Genomic DNA, 16,248 nt, shown 5'->3' on the forward strand with positions numbered 1-16,248 from the left:
CCCTCAGCTCCGCTTGCGGAACCGTGCCACCGCGAGCGGTGCCGTGACGACCGTGATGGCCGCCGCCCAGCCCAGAGTCATCCACACCGAGTGGGCGACCGGCCCGCCGTTGACCAGGTTCCGTGCGGCGTCCGCGAGGTTCGACAGCGGGTTGTAGTCGGTGAACGTCTTCAGCCAGTCCGGCATGGTCGTCGGCGGCGCGAAGATCGAGGAGCCGAACTGCAGCGGCATCAGCACCAGCATCGCGATCCCCTGGACGGCCTGTGCCGTCTTCATGGTGAGACCCAGCAGGATGAAGATCCACATCAGGGAGGCGCCGAACACCACCGACAGCCCGACCGCCGCCAGCAGGTCCACGACCGAGGTCTTGATCTCCAGGCCGAGCAGGAAGCCCATGCCGAGGAGGATCGTCGTGGCGACCAGCATCCGGCCGATCTCGACGACGATCTTGGCGATGAGCACGGACGACCGGGCGATCGGCATCGTCCGGAAGCGGTCCATCACCCCCTTCTTGGAGTCGTCGTTGACGCCGGTCCCCACGGCCATGGCGATGTTGATGCCCATCATCGCCATCAGGCCCGGGGTGACGTAGTTGACGTAGTCCTCCAGCCGGCCCTTGCCGGCGATGGCGCCGCCGAAGACGTACACGAACAGCAGAATGAAGATGATGGGCATCAGGACGGCGTCGAACATCGACTCCGGGTCCTGCTTGATCTGGAGGGCGTTGCGGCGCACCAGGGCGCTGATATGACGGGCGTTGGCCCGCAGGCCGATGCGGCCCTCGCCGGTGGCCTTCGCCGCCATGCTGTCGATGCGGCCCTCACCGGGCGCCGTCGTCACCGCGCTCATGCGGCGACCTCCTCGGGGATCGTCTCGGTCGCCGGCTGCGCGGTCTTCTCGCCGGTGATGGCCAGGAACACCTCGTCCAGGCTGGGCAGGTGGGTGCCGATGTGCGCGATGCCGAAGCCGCGCGCCCCCAGCAGGCCGACCACCGCGGTCAGTTGCTCGTCGCTGAGGATCGGTACGTACAGCATCCCCTCGTCGGGGACGGCGGTGGCGCCCGCGATGCCGGCCAAGCCGCTGTCGGCCAGCGCCTGCGCCATGGCGGGAAGCCGGCCCGGGTCGACGGGCCGGACCTGGAGGGTGCGGCCGCCGACCTTGGCCTTGAGCTCGTCGACCTTGCCGCCGGCGATGACCCGCCCGCGGTCGATGACCGTCAGCTCGTGGGCCAGCTGCTCGGCCTCCTCCATGTACTGGGTGGTGAGCAGGACGGTCACCCCCTCGGCGACCATCCGCTGGACCTCGTCCCACACCTCGTTGCGGGTGCGGGGGTCCAGGCCCGTCGTCGGCTCGTCCAGGTACAGGACCGCCGGCCGGCCGATCATGGACGCGGCCAGGTCGAGCCGGCGCCGCATACCGCCGGAGTACGTCATGACCGGGCGCTTCGCCGCTTCCGTCAGCGAGAATCGCTCCAGCATCTCGTCGGCGCGATGCCGGGCGTCCTTGCGGGACAGGTCGAGCAGCCGCCCGATCATGTACAGGTTCTCCCAGCCCGACAGCTTCTCGTCGACCGACGCGTACTGCCCGGTCAGACCGATGGTGCGGCGCAGCTGTCGCGGCTGGCGCACGACGTCGTACCCGGCGACGGTGGCCGTGCCGGCGTCCGGCACGATCAGCGTGGACAGGCAGCGGACGAGCGTGGTCTTGCCGGCGCCGTTGGGGCCGAGGACCCCGAGGACGGTGCCCTCGCGCACGTCGAGGTCCACCCCGTCCAGCGCCTTCGTCGCGCCGTAGTGCTTGACGAGGCCTCGTACCTCGACGGCGTTGGTGTCGGATCGCTTCATGCCCCCATCAGAGCAGCCGCCACTGACATCTCACCGACAGGGGATCGGGCGCACCGACGGAGCACCGACACATCACCGACACGCGGCGCCGGACACGACCTCAATACGAATGCACAAGCGGGTCCCTACGAACGGGTCGCGTAGTCCCCAAAACCCACCCAGTCGACCAGGACGCACGGCTCGTCGCCGACGACCCAGGCGTCGTGGCCGGGCTCGGCCGCGAAGTAGTCGCCGGGGCCCACCTCGTCCTCGGTCCCGTCGTTCATGACGATCTTCATGCGGCCGCCGACGACGTAGCAGGCGTGCGCCGCCTGGCAGCTGTCGGTGCCGGCGATGGGCTTGACGTGCTTGGACCACTGCCAGCCCGGCTCGAAGACGGCCCGGCCGACCGGGCCGCGGTCCGTGGTGACCAGGGCGAGCTTGCCCTTGCCGTCCTCGAAGGGCCGGACCTCGTCGGCGGAGTCGAAGTTCTTGTGCACGATTCCGGGCATGTCTACCGCCTCCGGGCGGGGTGCGAAGGGGTCCCCGAGTCCACTTTCCAGGCTACGCCGGGCCCGGCAGGCCGACAGCCCGCCGATGGGGGAAGTCGGCGGGCCGTCGTCCGTACCGGGAGTGGTTAGTGGAAGGTGTGCTCCGCCTGCGGGAACGTTCCGCCGACCACCTCGTCGGCGAACGCCCGGGCCGCGTCGCCCAGCGTCTGCCGGAGGTTGGCGTACTGCTTGGTGAAGCGGGGCACCTTGCCGCCGGTCAGGCCCGCCATGTCGGTCCAGACGAGGACCTGCGCGTCGGTCTCGGGGCCGGCGCCGATGCCGATGGTCGGGATGTGCAGGGACCGGGTGACCTCGGCGGCCAGCTCGGCCGGTACGAGCTCCAGGACCACCGCGAACGCCCCCGCGTCCTGCGCGGCCTTCGCGTCGCGCAGCAGCCGGTGGGCGGCCTCGTCGCCGCGGCCCTGCACCCGGTAGCCCATGGTGTTGACGGACTGCGGGGTCAGGCCGAGGTGCGACATCACGGGGATGCCGGCCTGGACCAGCATGTCGGTCTGCGGGAGCGACCGCTCGCCGCCCTCCAGCTTGACCGCGCCGACGCCCGCCTCCTTGACCAGCCGGGTGGCGGAGCGCAGCGCCTGCACCGGCCCCTCCTGGTACGACCCGAACGGCAGGTCGCCCACGACCAGGGCGCGGCTGGTGCCGCGCACCACGGCGGCCGACAGGATGGCGACCTCGTCGAGGGTGACGGGGACGGTGGTCTCGTAACCGAGGTGGCAGTTGCCCATCGAGTCGCCGACGAGCATCACCGGGATGCCGGCCTCGTCGAACACGGACGCGGTCATCGCGTCGTAGGCGGTCAGCATGGGCCACTTCTCGCCCCGCTCCTTGGCGGCGGCGATGTCGTGCACGGAGATGCGGCGAGTGCCTTTGCCGCCGTACAGCGCCTTGCTGCTGTCGGCGGGCTGCTTCTGCGCAGCCTGAAGCGTCATGTGAAACGGCTCCTTCGTCATCTCGAGGCGCCCTCACGGCGTCCCCGGACCACATCCATGGTGGCACTTCGTGCCGTGTGGGGGGAAGTGGGCGGGCGGCCACGTCCCGGACGGCCCCCGGAGCCGGTTTTGTGCGCGTTCTGTCACAGCCGCCGTTCCGCCCGCGACCCCAGGAACCCGCCGCGCCGCCCCGTCGTCCTCGTGGCAGTACGCCCGTCTCCCGATCCCCTAGGGTCGAGGCCTGGGCGGGGCGTACGACACAGCACGACGAGCAAGGCAGTGAGGACGGGCGGTATGGCGCGGGTGGACGTGACGGAGACGGGGAACGGCAGCGCGCGGGACCAGCGGCGCACCGGATCCCGGGTCCGGTCGGTACTCGACCGCTGGCGCGACGATCCCGGTGTCTGGCGGCGGGGCGCCCTGCTCGCCGCCGGCGCGGTGCTGCTCGCCCTGCTGTTGGTCTTCCACGCCCAGATTCCCAACAAGGTCGGCAACCTCGGCAGCCTGACAGAGACGTTCCTGCCGTGGCTCGGCGTGTTCGTCCCGGTGCTCATGGCCGCCGCGCTGTGGCGCCGCTCGGCCACCGCGCTGATCGCCGCCCTGCTGCCGGGTGTGATCTGGCTCAACTTCTTCGGCGGGCTCGTCACCGACAAGTCGGGCCCCGGCGGTGACCTCATGGTCGTCACCCACAACGTGAACGCCGACAACCCCGATCCCGAGGGCACCGCCCGCCAGGTCGCCGGCTCCGGGGCGGACGTGGTGGCGCTGGAGGAGCTGAAGCCGGGCATGGTCCCGGTGTACGAGCAGGCGCTCGCCGGCACGTACCCGTACCACTCCGTCCAGGGCACGGTCGGCCTGTGGAGCAAGTACCCCATGAGCAACAGCCGCCCCGTGGACATCCGGATGGGCTGGACGCGGGCGATGCGCGCCACCGTGACCTCGCCCAAGGGCGAGGTCGCCGTCTACGTCGCCCACCTGCCGTCGGTGCGGGTCAAGCTGAACGCCGGGTTCACCGCCAACCAGCGCGACGACAGCGCCGACGCGCTGGGCGAGGCGATCGTCCGGGAGCGGCTCGGCAAGGTGATCCTGCTCGGCGACCTGAACGGCACGATGAACGACCGGTCGCTCAACGCGGTCACGTCCCAGATGCGGTCCACGCAGGGCGCGGCCGGGGACGGCATGGGCTTCAGCTGGCCCGCCGCGTTCCCGATGGCGCGGATCGACCAGATCATGGTCAAGGGCGTCGAGCCGGTCGCGTCCTGGTCGCTGCCCGCGACGGACAGCGACCACCTGCCGATCGCGGCCCGTGTGACGCTCTGACCTTCGATTCGGGTGGCGTGCCGGCAATCCGCCGTTCACCGCGGGGAACATTCGGCGTGAGAGCATTTGTTCCGTAAGGGAACTTAAGCATGCCCCCGTCTCGGAAGGCCCCGCCCCATGCCCCTGGCGCTGCTCGCCCTGGCCATCGCCGCCTTCGGCATCGGCACGACCGAGTTCGTGATGATGGGCCTCCTGCCCAACGTCGCGGACGACCTGCACACCTCCGTCCCCACCGCCGGGTACCTCGTCTCCGCGTACGCGATCGGCGTGGTGCTCGGCGCCCCGCTGCTCACCGCGCTCGGCTCCCGCGTCCCGCGCAAGCGGATGCTCCTGCTGCTGATGGCCCTGTTCACCGTCGGCAACCTCGCCTCCGCCCTCGCCCCCGGCTTCGGCACCCTCGCCGCCGCCCGGGTGCTCGCGGGCCTGCCGCACGGCGCGTTCTTCGGCGTCGGCGCGGTCGTCGCCGCCCGCCTGGTGCGCGAGGGGCGGCAGGCCCGCGCGGTCGCCACCATGTTCCTCGGCCTGACCGTCGCCAACATCGTGGGCGTCCCCGCCGCCACCCTGCTCGGCCAGCACCTCGGCTGGCGCGCCACCTTCCTCGTCGTCACGGCGATCGGCCTGGTCGCTGTCGCCGCGCTCGCCCGGCTGGTGCCGCACGTCCCCCTCGACGACCGGCAGAGCCTCGGCCGCGAACTGCGGGCGCTCGGCGACCGGCAGGTGCTGCTCGGGCTGCTGACGGCCGTCTTCGGCTTCGCGGGCGTCTTCGCCGTCTACTCCTACCTCGCCTCGATGACCACCGAGGTCATGGGCTTCGGCCAGTCGTCCGTCACGCTCGTCCTCGCCCTGTTCGGCATCGGCATGACCCTCGGCGCGCTCGTCGCCGGCCCGCTCACCGACCGTGCCCTGCGGCCCACGCTGTACGGGTCCCTCGGCGCGCTCGCGCTGGTCCTGGTCGCGTTCCGCTTCACCATGCACGTCCCGTGGGCCGCCCTGGTCACGGTCGTCGTGCTCGGCGCGGTCGGCTTCATGACCACCACCCCGCTCCAGATGCTCGTCATGAACAAGGCCCGGCACGCGCCCACCCTGGCGTCCGCCTCCAACCACTCGGCGTTCAACCTCGCCAACGCGGGCGGCGCCTGGCTCGGCGGGGCCGCCGTCGCCGCCGGCTGGGGCTGGACCTCCCCGGCGCTGGTCGGCGCGGTGCTCGCGGTCGTCGGCCTGGCGGTCGCCGCCACGGCCGGGCTCCTGGACACGCCGAAGGGGGCCTCCCGCGTCGTCGCGGGAAGCCCCCTCGGTGAGGACCGGGAGCGGGCGGAGGTCAGCCCGTCGTCTCGCGCCAGCGGTTCGTGATCGGCAGGCGCCGGTCCTTGCCGAAGCCCTTGGCCGACGTCTTGGTGCCCGGCGGGTACTGGCGCCGCTTGTACTCCGCCGCGTCCACCAGCCGCAGCGTCCGCGCCACCAGCTCCTCGTCGAAACCGGCGGCGACGATCGCGTCCTTGCCCTGGTCGCGGTCGACGTACAGCTCCAGGATCCGGTCCAGCACGTCGTAGTCCGGCAGCGAGTCCGTGTCGACCTGGCCGGGGCGCAGCTCGGCGCTCGGCGGCTTGGAGATCGAGTTCTCCGGGATCGGCGGGGTCTGGCCGCGCTCCTCGGCCGCCCGGTTGCGCCACCGCGCCAGGCGGAACACCGTCGTCTTGTACACGTCCTTGATCGGCCCGTACGCGCCGACCGAGTCGCCGTACAGCGTCGAATAGCCCACGGCCAGCTCCGACTTGTTGCCGGGCGCCAGCACGATGTGGCCCTCCTGGTTGGAGATCGCCATCAGCATCGTGCCGCGCAGCCGCGACTGGAGGTTCTCCTCCGCCAGCCCCGTCAGACCGAGCGAGCCCATGTAGGCGTCGAACATCGGCTCGATCGGCACGGTGCGGTAGTTCAGCCCCGTACGGCGGGCCAGCTCCGCCGCGTCGCCCCGGGAGTGGTCCGAGCTGTACTTGGACGGCATCGACACGCCGTACACGTTCCCCGCGCCCAGCGCGTCACAGGCGATCGCCGCGACCAGCGCCGAGTCGATGCCGCCCGACAGGCCGATCAGCACCGAGCGGAAACCGTTCTTCGCGGCGTACGCGCGCAGGCCCACCACCAGCGCGGAGTACACCTCCTCGTCGTCGTCCAGCCGCTCCGCGTACCCACCCGTGAGCTCCGGCTCGTAGGCGGGCACCGGCTCCTCGGACAGCACGACCCGGTCGATCACCAGGCCGTCGTCCACCACGCCCGTCGGGGCGTCGGCGGCCGCCGCCGGCAGGTCGAGGTCCAGGATCACGCTGCCCTCGGAGAACTGCGGCGCCCGCGCGACGACCTCGCCGTCCTTGTCGACGACGATCGAGTCGCCGTCGAAGACCAGCTCGTCCTGGCCGCCGATCATCGCCAGGTACGCCAGGGTGCAGCCCGCCTCCTGGGCCCGCTTGCGGACCAGCTCCAGGCGGACGTCGTCCTTGTTCTGCTCGTACGGCGAGGCGTTGACCGACAGCAGCAGCCCGGCGTTCGCGCTGCGGGCGGCCGGGACGCGGCCCCCGTCCTGCCACAGGTCCTCGCAGATGGCGAGCGCCACGTCCACACCGCGCACCCGCACCACGGGCATGGTGTCGCCGGGCACGAAGTAGCGGAACTCGTCGAAGACGCCGTAGTTCGGCAGGTGGTGCTTGGCGAACGACAGCACCACCTCACCGCCGTGGAGGACGGCGGCCGCGTTCTGCGGGGACCCGGCGGGCTGGCCGTACCGGGGCTTGGCCTTCTCGGACCGGTCCAGGTAGCCGACGACGACCGGGACGTCCCCGAAGCCCTCGGCGGCGAGCCGCGCGGCGAGCGCCCGCAGCGCGCTGCGGGACGCCTCGACGAACGACGACCGCAGGGCCAGGTCCTCGACGGGGTAACCGGTCAGCACCATCTCGGGGAACGCGACGAGATGCGCTCCCTGCTCGGCGGAGTGCCGGGTCCAGTGGACGACCGCCTCGGCGTTCGCGGCAAGATCGCCGACGGTCGAGTCGATCTGATTCAGGGCGAGGCGTAGTTGAGGCACGCGGCCAGTGTAATCGTCAGAGCGACACGATGCCCCGGCGGTGTCCGCCCGCCGCACATGGGAGGCTGGCGGTCGGTCCGGGGGACGCGGTGGCGAGGGGAGTTCGGGTGGGTTCGGCCAGAGGGTGTTCCGCCCGGCAGGGTTCCGTACGCGCCGAGGCCGTACGCGAGAGGCCCGCGTGGGAGGGTTTCGTACGCGTCGGGGGAGTGCCCCACCACGTGGTGGTCGAGGGCAGCGGCCCCGTCTGCGTCCTGAGCGCCGGGCTCGCCATGAGCTGGTTCGACTGGGACCCGCTCGTCCCGCTGCTGGCCCCGCACCGCACCGTCGTCCGCTTCGACCGGCCCGGCCACGGCCTGAGCGGCCCGCCCGCCGTGGCGCCCTCCGCGGCCGGTGAGGCGCACCGGATCGCGGGCCTCCTCGACGCGCTGGCCGCCCTGGGCGGCCCCGCCGCCGGGCCGGTGACCGCCGCCGGGCCCGTGACCGTCGTCGGGCACTCCATCGCCGGGTTCCACGCCGAGGCGTTCGCCCGCCTCCACCCCGGCCGCACCGCGGGCGTCGTCCTCGTCGACACGTCCGTCGAGGAGCACGCGCGCGTACCGGCCGCCCCCGCGATCCGCACCGCCTTCGCCCGCGCCGTCGCCGCCGCGCTGTCCGCCGCCGGGGCACCGGCCGCGCTCGGCCCGCTCACCCGCCGCGCCGTGGTCCGCCTCTCCCGCCCCGGCCTCGCCCCCGACCCGGCCCCCGCCGCGCTCGTACGCCGCTGCTACGCCACGTCCCGCGTGCTGGACGGCGCCCTCCTGGAGAACACCCACTACCAGGCCGTCGCCGCCGAACTCCTCGCCCTGCGCGAACGCCACCCCCTCCCGCAGGGCGTCCCCGTCACCCTGCTCGCCGCCCCCACGTCCCCCCGCTGGACCGCCCGCCAGCGCACCCTCGCCGACCTCCTGCACGCCCGCCTCGAGACCGTCCCCGACACGGGCCACCTTCTGATGCTCGACCGCCCCGACGCCCTCGCCGCCGCGATCCTGACGCAGAAGCCACCGGTGCCCACGCGGACTTGACGCAGCGGTCGGCACGCACGCGTGGGCCCGGGGCGCAGGGGCCAAGCGGCCCGAGGCACGCGCGCGTGGGCGTGGAGACCCTGCGGGCCTGAGAGAGGCGCGCGTGGGGCCCGGCGGCTCCGCGGACCTGATGTGGCCAGCCAGCCAGCCAGCCAGCCGGCCCGCACGCGCGCGTGGGGCGTGACACGACGGGTGTCACGCCCCACGGCGAGCCGTGCGAGGCGGCCGTACCGGCCGCGTGGCGGGGCAGCGGGACGGCCGCGTGGCGGGGCAGCGGGTCAGCGGCGGTGCTCGTAGACCTTCTCCGCCCAGCCGGCGACCTGCGCGTCCGACAGGTGGCGGGCGATGTCGGCCTCGCTGATCATCCCGACCAGGCGCTTGTTCTCGATCACGGGGAGCCGGCGGATGCGGTGCTCCTTCATCTCGCGCAGCACCTCCTCCGCGTCCGCGTTCGCGTCGATCCAGCGCGGCGTGCCCTTCGCCATCTCGCCCGCCGTGATGCGGGCCGGGTCGTGGCCCCTGGCCACGCAGCCGACGACGATGTCGCGGTCGGTGAGGATGCCGCAGAGGCGCTCGTTCTCGTCGGCGATGGGCAGGGCGCCCACGTCGAGGTCGCGCATCATCTGCGCGGCACGGTCGAGGGTCTCGTGGGCCGGGAGCCACTCGGCTCCGGGGTGCATGATGTCCTTGGCGGTGGTCATGGGGTTCTTTTCCTCCGGAAACGCCAGATGGCGCCGTACGTCGGTCCCCGAGCGCTCCCCATTCTCGCCGCGCCCCCACCACCCCGCGACCGCTGCGCCGCCGGACGGCGGCCGCCCCGGGAGAACCGGGGCGGCCGCCGCGACCCGGCGTGCCTACGGCTTCGCGCCGCGCTTCTTCAGCAGCTCGGCCATCAGCAGGATCTCCGACTGCTGGGCGTCGACCATGCCCTGGGCCAGGTCCCGCTCGACGCCGGGCCGGCACGCGTCCACGCAGCCCTCCGCCATGTGCACCCCGCCCTTGTGGTGCTCGGTCATCAGCCGCAGGTACAGGATCTCCGCCCGCTTGCCGCTCGCCGCCCGCAACTCGTCCAGCTGGGCCGCCGTGGCCATGCCCGGCATCAGCGGGCCGGACTGCCCGGAGCCGTGCCCGGCCCCGTGCGACGACCCGTGCGAGGAGCCGTGCGAGGGCATGCCCATCCAGGCCATCGGCTCGACCCCCGCCACGACCTTCGGCAGGCCCCACATGTCCAGCCAGCCCAGCATCATGCCGCGCTGGTTGGCCTGCGTGTTGGCGATGTCGTACGCCAGCCGGCGCACCTCCTCGTCCTCCGTGCGGTCCCGCACGATGAACGACATCTCCACCGCCTGCTGGTGGTGGACGGACATGTCCCGCGCGAACCCGGCGTCCGCCGAATCCACCGCCGGCGCCGCCTCGGCACCCGTCTCGGCACGGGGCTCCGGACCCGCCGACGCGACGACCGTCGCCGCACCGGCGAAGAGCAGCGCCAGCACCACGGCCGTGACCGCCGCCCACTGCGTACGCGTCACCCTGCGCACCGTCGCAGACGTCACTGCGCGTCCAGCCCGTTGGTGCACGCCGCGCCCGGCTCGGGCGTCTGCGGGCCCTGCACGTACCGGGTGAAGAAGGCGTCCACCCGCGGGTCGTCGGCCCCGTCGACCGTGACCTGCTTGCCCCATGCGCTCAGCATGATCGCGCCGGTCTGCTCCTTGACCGGGCTCATGAAGGAGTACGAGGTCTTGCCGACCTTCTCCTCCAGCTTCTTCACGTCGGCGGCGGGCGCCTTGTCGTTGTACGTCACCCACACCGCGCCGTGCTCCAGCGAGTGCACGGCGTTCCGCTCGGGGACCGGCTTCTTGTAGACGTTCCGGTCGCAGTTCAGCCACACCTGGTCGTGGTCGCCGCCGACCGGGGGCTTCATCGGGTACGTCACGGGCTTGGTGACGTGGTTGCGGCCCAGCTTCTTGGCGTCCCAGGACTTCTCCTCGCCGATGGGCGCCTTCGCCGCGGCCTCCCGCTGCTCCTGCTCCTTGTTCTCCTTGTTCAGCACGTATCCGCCGAAGCCGACGAGACCGGCGACCACGAGGGCGGAGACGGAGATCGTGATGATGCGGTTGCGGCGCTCGCGGGCCTGCTCCGCCCGGCGCATCTGCTCTATTCGGGCGCGGCGGTCGGCGGTGGAAGATCGGTTGGCAGCCATGGTGGGTGGTCCTTCTCGGAGGTCGGAAGTCGTGTGGGGGCGTCGGAGCTGCGGCGGGCCGCCTCGGGAGTGTCCGCGACGTATCGGCGTCCGCCCGGAGGGCGGGGGTCGCGGTGTCCGGTGCGTGCGATCGCAAGGCGGAGGAGGGAGTCATGGCGGAGCCATGGCGACCGACCACAACGCCGCGAGCGCGCGTGCGGGGCGCAGCGGGCCAGGCGAGAGTGCGCGGACACGACCTAGGTCCGCAGCACCTGAAGGACGTGGAGATCGGGCGCGCGCGGGCGGGCGTCGGACGCGGCGGGCCGGACCACCGGGGGATGCAGCCCGGCCCGTACGAGCGCGTCCGCCTGCGGCGGCGGGTCGAGGGGCGGGACGGTCAGGACCGCCGGCGTCCGGTACGGGAAGAGACCGCAGTCGCCCCGGTCGTAGGGGCAGCTGTACTCGTGGTGCGGCTGCGCGGCGAGCGTCACCCGCCGCTCGTGACCCGCGCCGTCCGGGCCCTCGGCGGCACCGTGCGGGGAGAGGCAGACGAAGAGCACGGCGAGCAGCGTCGCCACCGCGCCGAGCAGCGCGGTGGGACGCGCGATGCGTATGAAACCGCGGCCCCCCATGGGCGCTGATGGTAATGGGCCGACCGCCCGGTCAGCCATGGCCGTCCGGAGTGCTGAGCGCCAGCAGCGCCACGTCGTCGGCGACCTCACCCGCGTACGACGACAGATCGCGCCACACCGCCCGCACCAGCTCCACCGGCGACGCGGGCCGCGCACCCGCCCGGAGCCGGTTCGCCAGCGGATAGAACGCGCCCGTCGCGTCCCGTGCCTCCGTCACCCCGTCCGTGTGCGCGAGCAGCACGTCAGTCGGCCGCATCGGCACCGTCACCGCCTCCGGCGCCCGGAACTCCACCAGCGCCAGCCCCAGCGGCGCGCCCGGCACCAGCTCCACCTCCCGCGCCCCGGCGCCGTCCACCAGCAGGGGCGCCGGGTGGCCGCAGCTGAGCACCCGCACGGCCGTGCCGTCCCGGGGGAACTCCATCAGCACCGCCGTCGCGAACACCTCCGTGTCCTCCCGCCCCGCCGAGTCCACCACCAGCCGCCGGTCCAGCCGCTTCGCCACCCCGGCGAGGTCCGGCTCGTCGAGCACGGCCTCCCGGAACGCGCCCAGCAGCGCCGACACCGTCCCCACCGCCGCCAGCCCGTGCCCCTTCACGTCGGCGACGACGGCCCGTACGCCGTACGGCCCGTCCTGCACGTCGTACAGGTCGCCGCCGACCAGCGTCCCCCGCTCCGCCGCCCGGTACAGCGCCCCGCACCGCACCGGGCCCACCCGCTCCGGCATCGGCGGCAGCACCGCGAGCTGGGCCGCCTCCGCCACCGTCCGCACCGACACCAGCTGGGCGTCCCGTCTCACCCGCACCCCCGCGAGGACCACGCTGACCACCCCGATCAGCCCGAACGCCAGCAGGTCCCCGTACGTGACGTCGTCCGCGCGGATCACCGGCAACAGCAGCAGCGCGAAGAGGGTGGCCGCCACCAGGGCGGTGCCGAGCATCCCGTACAGCAGCGTCGTCAGCGGCGGAACCACGGCGAACGCGAAACCGAGCTGCACGCTCTTGGGCGTGGTGAGCTGCACGATCACCAGCAGGACCATCGTCAGCCACGGGAGCAGGCGCAGCCAGACCGGCGGCCTGCCGGTGCCGGGCAGCTCCTGAGTGCCACGGTCCATGGGACCAGTCTGCGAGGCCTCCGTTACCTGCGCCACAGAGGTCCATGCACTATGGGTTCGCAACGTGCACGAAACCGTGTGGTGGCATGCTGGCCTGATCAGCGAGGATGGGTGTGGAAATGGACAAGCAGCAGGAATTCGTACTCCGTACGCTCGAGGAGCGCGACATCCGCTTCGTGCGCCTGTGGTTCACGGACGTGCTCGGCTTCCTCAAGTCCGTCGCCGTGGCCCCCGCCGAGCTGGAACAGGCCTTCGACGAGGGCATCGGGTTCGACGGCTCGGCGATCGAGGGCTTCGCCCGGGTGTACGAGTCGGACATGATCGCGAAGCCCGATCCCGGGACCTTCCAGATCCTGCCGTGGCGCGCGGAGGCGCCCGGGACGGCCCGGATGTTCTGCGACATCCTGATGCCCGACGGCTCGCCGTCCTTCGCCGATCCCCGCTACGTCCTCAAGCGCATCCTGGCCAAGACCTCCGACCTCGGGTTCACCTTCTACACCCACCCCGAGATCGAGTTCTTCCTGCTGAAGGACAAGCCCCTGGACGGCTCCCGCCCCACCCCGGCGGACAACTCCGGCTACTTCGACCACACCCCGCAGAACGTCGGCATGGACTTCCGCCGCCAGGCGATCACCATGCTCGAATCGATGGGCATCTCCGTCGAGTTCAGCCACCACGAGGGCGCGCCGGGCCAGCAGGAGATCGACCTCCGCTACGCCGACGCCCTGTCGACCGCCGACAACATCATGACGTTCCGCCTGGTCATGAAGCAGGTCGCGCTGGAGCAGGGAGTCCAGGCCACCTTCATGCCGAAGCCGTTCTCGGAATACCCCGGCTCGGGCATGCACACCCACCTCTCCCTCTTCGAGGGCGACCGCAACGCCTTCTACGAGTCGGGCGCCGAGTACCAGCTGTCCAAGGTGGGACGTTCCTTCATCGCGGGCCTCCTGAAGCACGCGGCGGAGATCTCGGCCGTCACCAACCAGTGGGTCAACTCCTACAAGCGCATCTGGGGCGGCTCCACCCGCACCGCCGGCTCGGGCGGCGAGGCCCCCTCCTACATCTGCTGGGGCCACAACAACCGCTCCGCCCTGATCCGCGTCCCCATGTACAAGCCGGGCAAGACCGGCTCCGCCCGTGTCGAGGTCCGCTCCATCGACGCGGGCGCCAACCCGTACCTGACGTACGCGGTCCTGCTGGCGGCGGGCCTGAAGGGCATCGAGGAGAGCTACGAACTCCCCGCCGGCGCCGACGACGACGTCTGGGCCCTCTCCGACGCCGAACGCCGCGCCATGGGCATCGAGCCGCTCCCGCAGAACCTGGGCGAGGCGATCTCCCTGATGGAGCGCAGCGAACTGGTCGCCGAGACGCTCGGCGAGCACGTCTTCGACTTCTTCCTCCGCAACAAGAAGCAGGAGTGGGAGGAGTACCGCTCCGAGGTCACCGCCTTCGAGCTGCGGAAGAACCTGCCGGTGCTTTAGGCGCGGACGCGGGCGCGGAACGCCGCGGGCCGGGACGCCGCGGGCCGACGGTCACCGACCGCCGGCCCGCAACCGTGTCGGCAGGGCGTACGTGCGTGCTCAGACCGCCAGGGGCACGTGTTCGCCCTCTTCGCGGTTGCCGTGGAGGGCCCAGATCTGGTTCATCTCGTGCTGGTAGTACAGCGGGTGCAGACTGAAGACGAACACCAGGATGAGGCCGATCCACGGGTTGCAGGTCGGCTCCATTCCGGCCGCCCGCTGCATGCGGGCGATGCGGTCGCCCGTGTTGTACACCGAGATGAACGGCGGGACGATCAGGATCCAGCCGAGGGCGATGGCCACCACGGCCATACCCGGCTGCACCTCGATGCGATTGTCGAAGTCGCGCGCCTCGCGGTTGACCTTGTAGTACCAGACCAGGTGGTAGATCCCCAGGGTGATCAGTGGCCAGACGAGCCACACGAGAAAGATGTTCCGGGTCTTGCCTACGCGGCCGGTCATGAGCACCTCCGCCGTGGTCTGGTCGTACCTCTCCAGTGCAGCACGCCAGGCCGCGGGGCGCGCGTCAGGACGGGAGTTGCGGTTCCCGCAACGTTTCTGGGCGGTGGCCGGCGTGCGGTTCCAGCATGGCGGGGCAGCGCATCCCCGGACGTGAGAGGCACACCGTGACCACGACGATGCAACCCCCGCCGATACAGGCCGAGTTGAGCACCGGGCGGCGCTGGACGGTGCTGGCCGTCTGCTGTCTGAGCATGTTCCTCGTGGGCCTGGACACCACCATCGTGAACGTGGGGCTGCCGGAGATCGGGCGGGCCCTCGGCGTCGGGACGCGGAGCCTGGAATGGACGGTCGACGCGTACACCGTCGTCCTGGCCGGCCTGCTGATCACTTCCGGCGCCATGGCGGACCGGTTCGGGCGCCGGCGGGTCTTCCAGGCCGGGCTGGCCGTGTTCGGCGCCGCCTCCCTGGCCTGCGCGCTCGCGCCCTCGGTGGGCGTCCTGGTCGCGGCGCGCGCCGCCCAGGGCGTCGGCGCGTCGATGCTCGGCCCGGTGGCCCTCGCGATCGTGGTGAACGCCATGCCCGACCCCAAGGAGCGGGCCCGGGCGATCGGCGTCTGGGCGTCGGTCTTCGGGCTCAGCATGGCGGTCGGCCCCGTCGCCGGCGGTGCCCTCCTCGCCGGGCTCGACTGGCGCGCACTGTTCTGGATCAACGCGCCGGTCGTCGTCGCCGCCCTCGTCCTCACCGCCGTGTTCGTACCGGAGTCCCGCGCCGCCCGGGCCCGGCGGCTCGACCTGCCCGGCCAGGCCCTGCTGACCGTGGTCATCGCCCTGACCGTCGGCGTCCTCATCGAGGGACCGCACATCGGCTGGACGTCACCCCCGGCACTGGCCGCTTACGCGGCGGCCGTCCTGGCCGCGGCCGCCTTCGCGGCGGTCGAGTCCCGCCGCCGTGAACCGCTCATGGACCTGGCGCTCTACCGCCACCCGGCCTTCAGCGGCGCCGTGCTCGGAGCCGTGGCGGTCTTCGTCGCCCTCAACGTGACGCTGCTGCTCACCACCCTCTACCTCCAGGACGGCCGCGGCTGGACGCCCCTGGCCGCCGGCCTCGCGACCCTCCCCATGGCGGCCGGCGCCACCGTGTGCGCGCCCTGGTCGGGCCGCCTCGTCGGCCGTACCGGACCGCGACGGCCCCTCGTCCTGGCCGGCGCCTTCATGGCGGCTGGCGGCCTCTGCCTCGTCGGCCTCGACCAGGAGACGGGCGTGCCGCTGATGCTCACGGCGTACGCGCTCATCGGCATCGGCTTCGGCTTCGCCAACGCACCGCTCACCAACACCGCCGTGAGCGGGCTGCCCCCGGCCCGCGCCGGGGTCGCCGGGGCGATCACCTCCACCGCGCGCCAGTTCGGCTCGGCGATCGGCATCGCCGTCGCCGGCGGCCTGGTCGCGGGCACCGACCCGGCGGGGCTGGCCCGGGCGTCACGCCCCGGCTGGCTCCTGGTCGCCGCCTGCGGGCTGCTCCTGGTCCTCGTGGCCCAGGCCGGGCGGCGCCAGGACGCGGCCTAGC

16 protein-coding genes are annotated in these 16,248 nt (G+C 72.5%); 5 read left to right on the top strand and 11 right to left on the bottom strand.

What is annotated here, in order from left to right; translation table 11 throughout:
• Window positions 1–3 precede the first annotated feature (3 nt).
• The 4 genes from EIZ62_RS23610 to panB all read right to left on the bottom strand — a co-directional run bounded on the left by EIZ62_RS23610 (window position 4) and on the right by panB (window position 3,324).
• Window positions 4–849: an ABC transporter permease gene (locus EIZ62_RS23610; RefSeq protein WP_156694696.1), complete on the bottom strand. Its 846-nt coding sequence runs from the start codon at window positions 847–849 to the stop codon at window positions 4–6.
• Window positions 846–1,844, bottom strand: a complete 999-nt coding sequence (locus tag EIZ62_RS23615; RefSeq protein ID WP_156694697.1) for an ATP-binding cassette domain-containing protein — start codon at window positions 1,842–1,844, stop codon at window positions 846–848. Before EIZ62_RS23615 ends, EIZ62_RS23610 begins: the two co-directional genes overlap by 4 nt.
• 125 nt (window positions 1,845–1,969) lie before the next feature.
• Window positions 1,970–2,335: a cupin domain-containing protein gene (locus EIZ62_RS23620; protein ID WP_156694698.1), complete on the bottom strand. Its 366-nt coding sequence runs from the start codon at window positions 2,333–2,335 to the stop codon at window positions 1,970–1,972.
• 125 nt (window positions 2,336–2,460) lie between these two features.
• The gene (gene panB / locus EIZ62_RS23625) at window positions 2,461–3,324 is read right to left on the bottom strand and encodes a 3-methyl-2-oxobutanoate hydroxymethyltransferase (RefSeq protein ID WP_156694699.1); all 864 of its coding nucleotides are present in this window, start codon (window positions 3,322–3,324) and stop codon (window positions 2,461–2,463) included.
• A 294-nt stretch (window positions 3,325–3,618) separates the two neighbouring features.
• Here panB and EIZ62_RS23630 point away from each other — a divergent pair, with 294 nt between their 5' ends.
• Both EIZ62_RS23630 and EIZ62_RS23635 read left to right on the top strand, forming a co-directional pair.
• Window positions 3,619–4,644, top strand: a complete 1,026-nt coding sequence (locus EIZ62_RS23630; RefSeq protein ID WP_156694700.1) for an endonuclease/exonuclease/phosphatase family protein — start codon at window positions 3,619–3,621, stop codon at window positions 4,642–4,644.
• A 117-nt stretch (window positions 4,645–4,761) separates the two neighbouring features.
• Window positions 4,762–5,994, top strand: coding sequence for an MFS transporter (locus EIZ62_RS23635; protein WP_156694701.1), 1,233 nt, complete (start codon window positions 4,762–4,764; stop codon window positions 5,992–5,994).
• Here the strand turns inward: EIZ62_RS23635 and EIZ62_RS23640 are convergent.
• The gene (locus tag EIZ62_RS23640; protein WP_208828020.1) at window positions 5,963–7,720 is read right to left on the bottom strand and encodes an NAD+ synthase; all 1,758 of its coding nucleotides are present in this window, start codon (window positions 7,718–7,720) and stop codon (window positions 5,963–5,965) included. The two genes, EIZ62_RS23635 and EIZ62_RS23640, sit on opposite strands and share 32 nt — an antisense overlap.
• Before the next feature lie 206 nt (window positions 7,721–7,926).
• Here EIZ62_RS23640 and EIZ62_RS23645 point away from each other — a divergent pair, with 206 nt between their 5' ends.
• Window positions 7,927–8,781 (top strand): alpha/beta fold hydrolase, encoded by an 855-nt coding sequence (locus tag EIZ62_RS23645; RefSeq protein ID WP_244376269.1) that lies wholly within the window; start codon window positions 7,927–7,929, stop codon window positions 8,779–8,781.
• 278 nt (window positions 8,782–9,059) lie between these two features.
• On the opposite strand, the gene EIZ62_RS23650 is transcribed toward EIZ62_RS23645, so the two are convergent.
• From EIZ62_RS23650 to EIZ62_RS23670, 5 genes are all read right to left on the bottom strand, one after another.
• Entirely contained in the window at window positions 9,060–9,482 is a 423-nt protein-coding gene (locus EIZ62_RS23650) for a CBS domain-containing protein (RefSeq protein WP_156694703.1), read from the bottom strand.
• 153 nt (window positions 9,483–9,635) lie between these two features.
• Window positions 9,636–10,310 (bottom strand): DUF305 domain-containing protein, encoded by a 675-nt coding sequence (locus tag EIZ62_RS23655; RefSeq protein ID WP_156694704.1) that lies wholly within the window; start codon window positions 10,308–10,310, stop codon window positions 9,636–9,638.
• A gap of 20 nt (window positions 10,311–10,330) precedes the next feature.
• Window positions 10,331–10,981 (bottom strand): DUF3105 domain-containing protein, encoded by a 651-nt coding sequence (locus EIZ62_RS23660; protein ID WP_156694705.1) that lies wholly within the window; start codon window positions 10,979–10,981, stop codon window positions 10,331–10,333.
• A 236-nt stretch (window positions 10,982–11,217) separates the two neighbouring features.
• Window positions 11,218–11,592, bottom strand: coding sequence for a hypothetical protein (locus tag EIZ62_RS23665; protein ID WP_156694706.1), 375 nt, complete (start codon window positions 11,590–11,592; stop codon window positions 11,218–11,220).
• A 31-nt stretch (window positions 11,593–11,623) separates the two neighbouring features.
• Window positions 11,624–12,703 carry a PP2C family protein-serine/threonine phosphatase gene (locus tag EIZ62_RS23670; protein ID WP_156694707.1) on the bottom strand — a complete coding sequence of 360 codons (1,080 nt, stop codon included), beginning with the start codon at window positions 12,701–12,703 and terminating at the stop codon, window positions 11,624–11,626.
• 119 nt (window positions 12,704–12,822) lie between these two features.
• Between EIZ62_RS23670 and EIZ62_RS23675 the strand changes: the two genes are divergently transcribed.
• Window positions 12,823–14,184: a glutamine synthetase family protein gene (locus EIZ62_RS23675; protein WP_156694708.1), complete on the top strand. Its 1,362-nt coding sequence runs from the start codon at window positions 12,823–12,825 to the stop codon at window positions 14,182–14,184.
• A 99-nt stretch (window positions 14,185–14,283) separates the two neighbouring features.
• Here EIZ62_RS23675 and EIZ62_RS23680 read toward each other — a convergent pair whose 3' ends face one another.
• Window positions 14,284–14,685: a DUF4234 domain-containing protein gene (locus tag EIZ62_RS23680; RefSeq protein ID WP_156694709.1), complete on the bottom strand. Its 402-nt coding sequence runs from the start codon at window positions 14,683–14,685 to the stop codon at window positions 14,284–14,286.
• A 164-nt stretch (window positions 14,686–14,849) separates the two neighbouring features.
• Here EIZ62_RS23680 and EIZ62_RS23685 point away from each other — a divergent pair, with 164 nt between their 5' ends.
• Window positions 14,850–16,247, top strand: coding sequence for an MFS transporter (locus EIZ62_RS23685; RefSeq protein WP_244375933.1), 1,398 nt, complete (start codon window positions 14,850–14,852; stop codon window positions 16,245–16,247).
• Window position 16,248: the final 1 nt, after the last annotated feature.

This window comes from Streptomyces ficellus (assembly GCF_009739905.1).
Lineage (GTDB): Bacteria > Actinomycetota > Actinomycetes > Streptomycetales > Streptomycetaceae > Streptomyces > Streptomyces ficellus_A.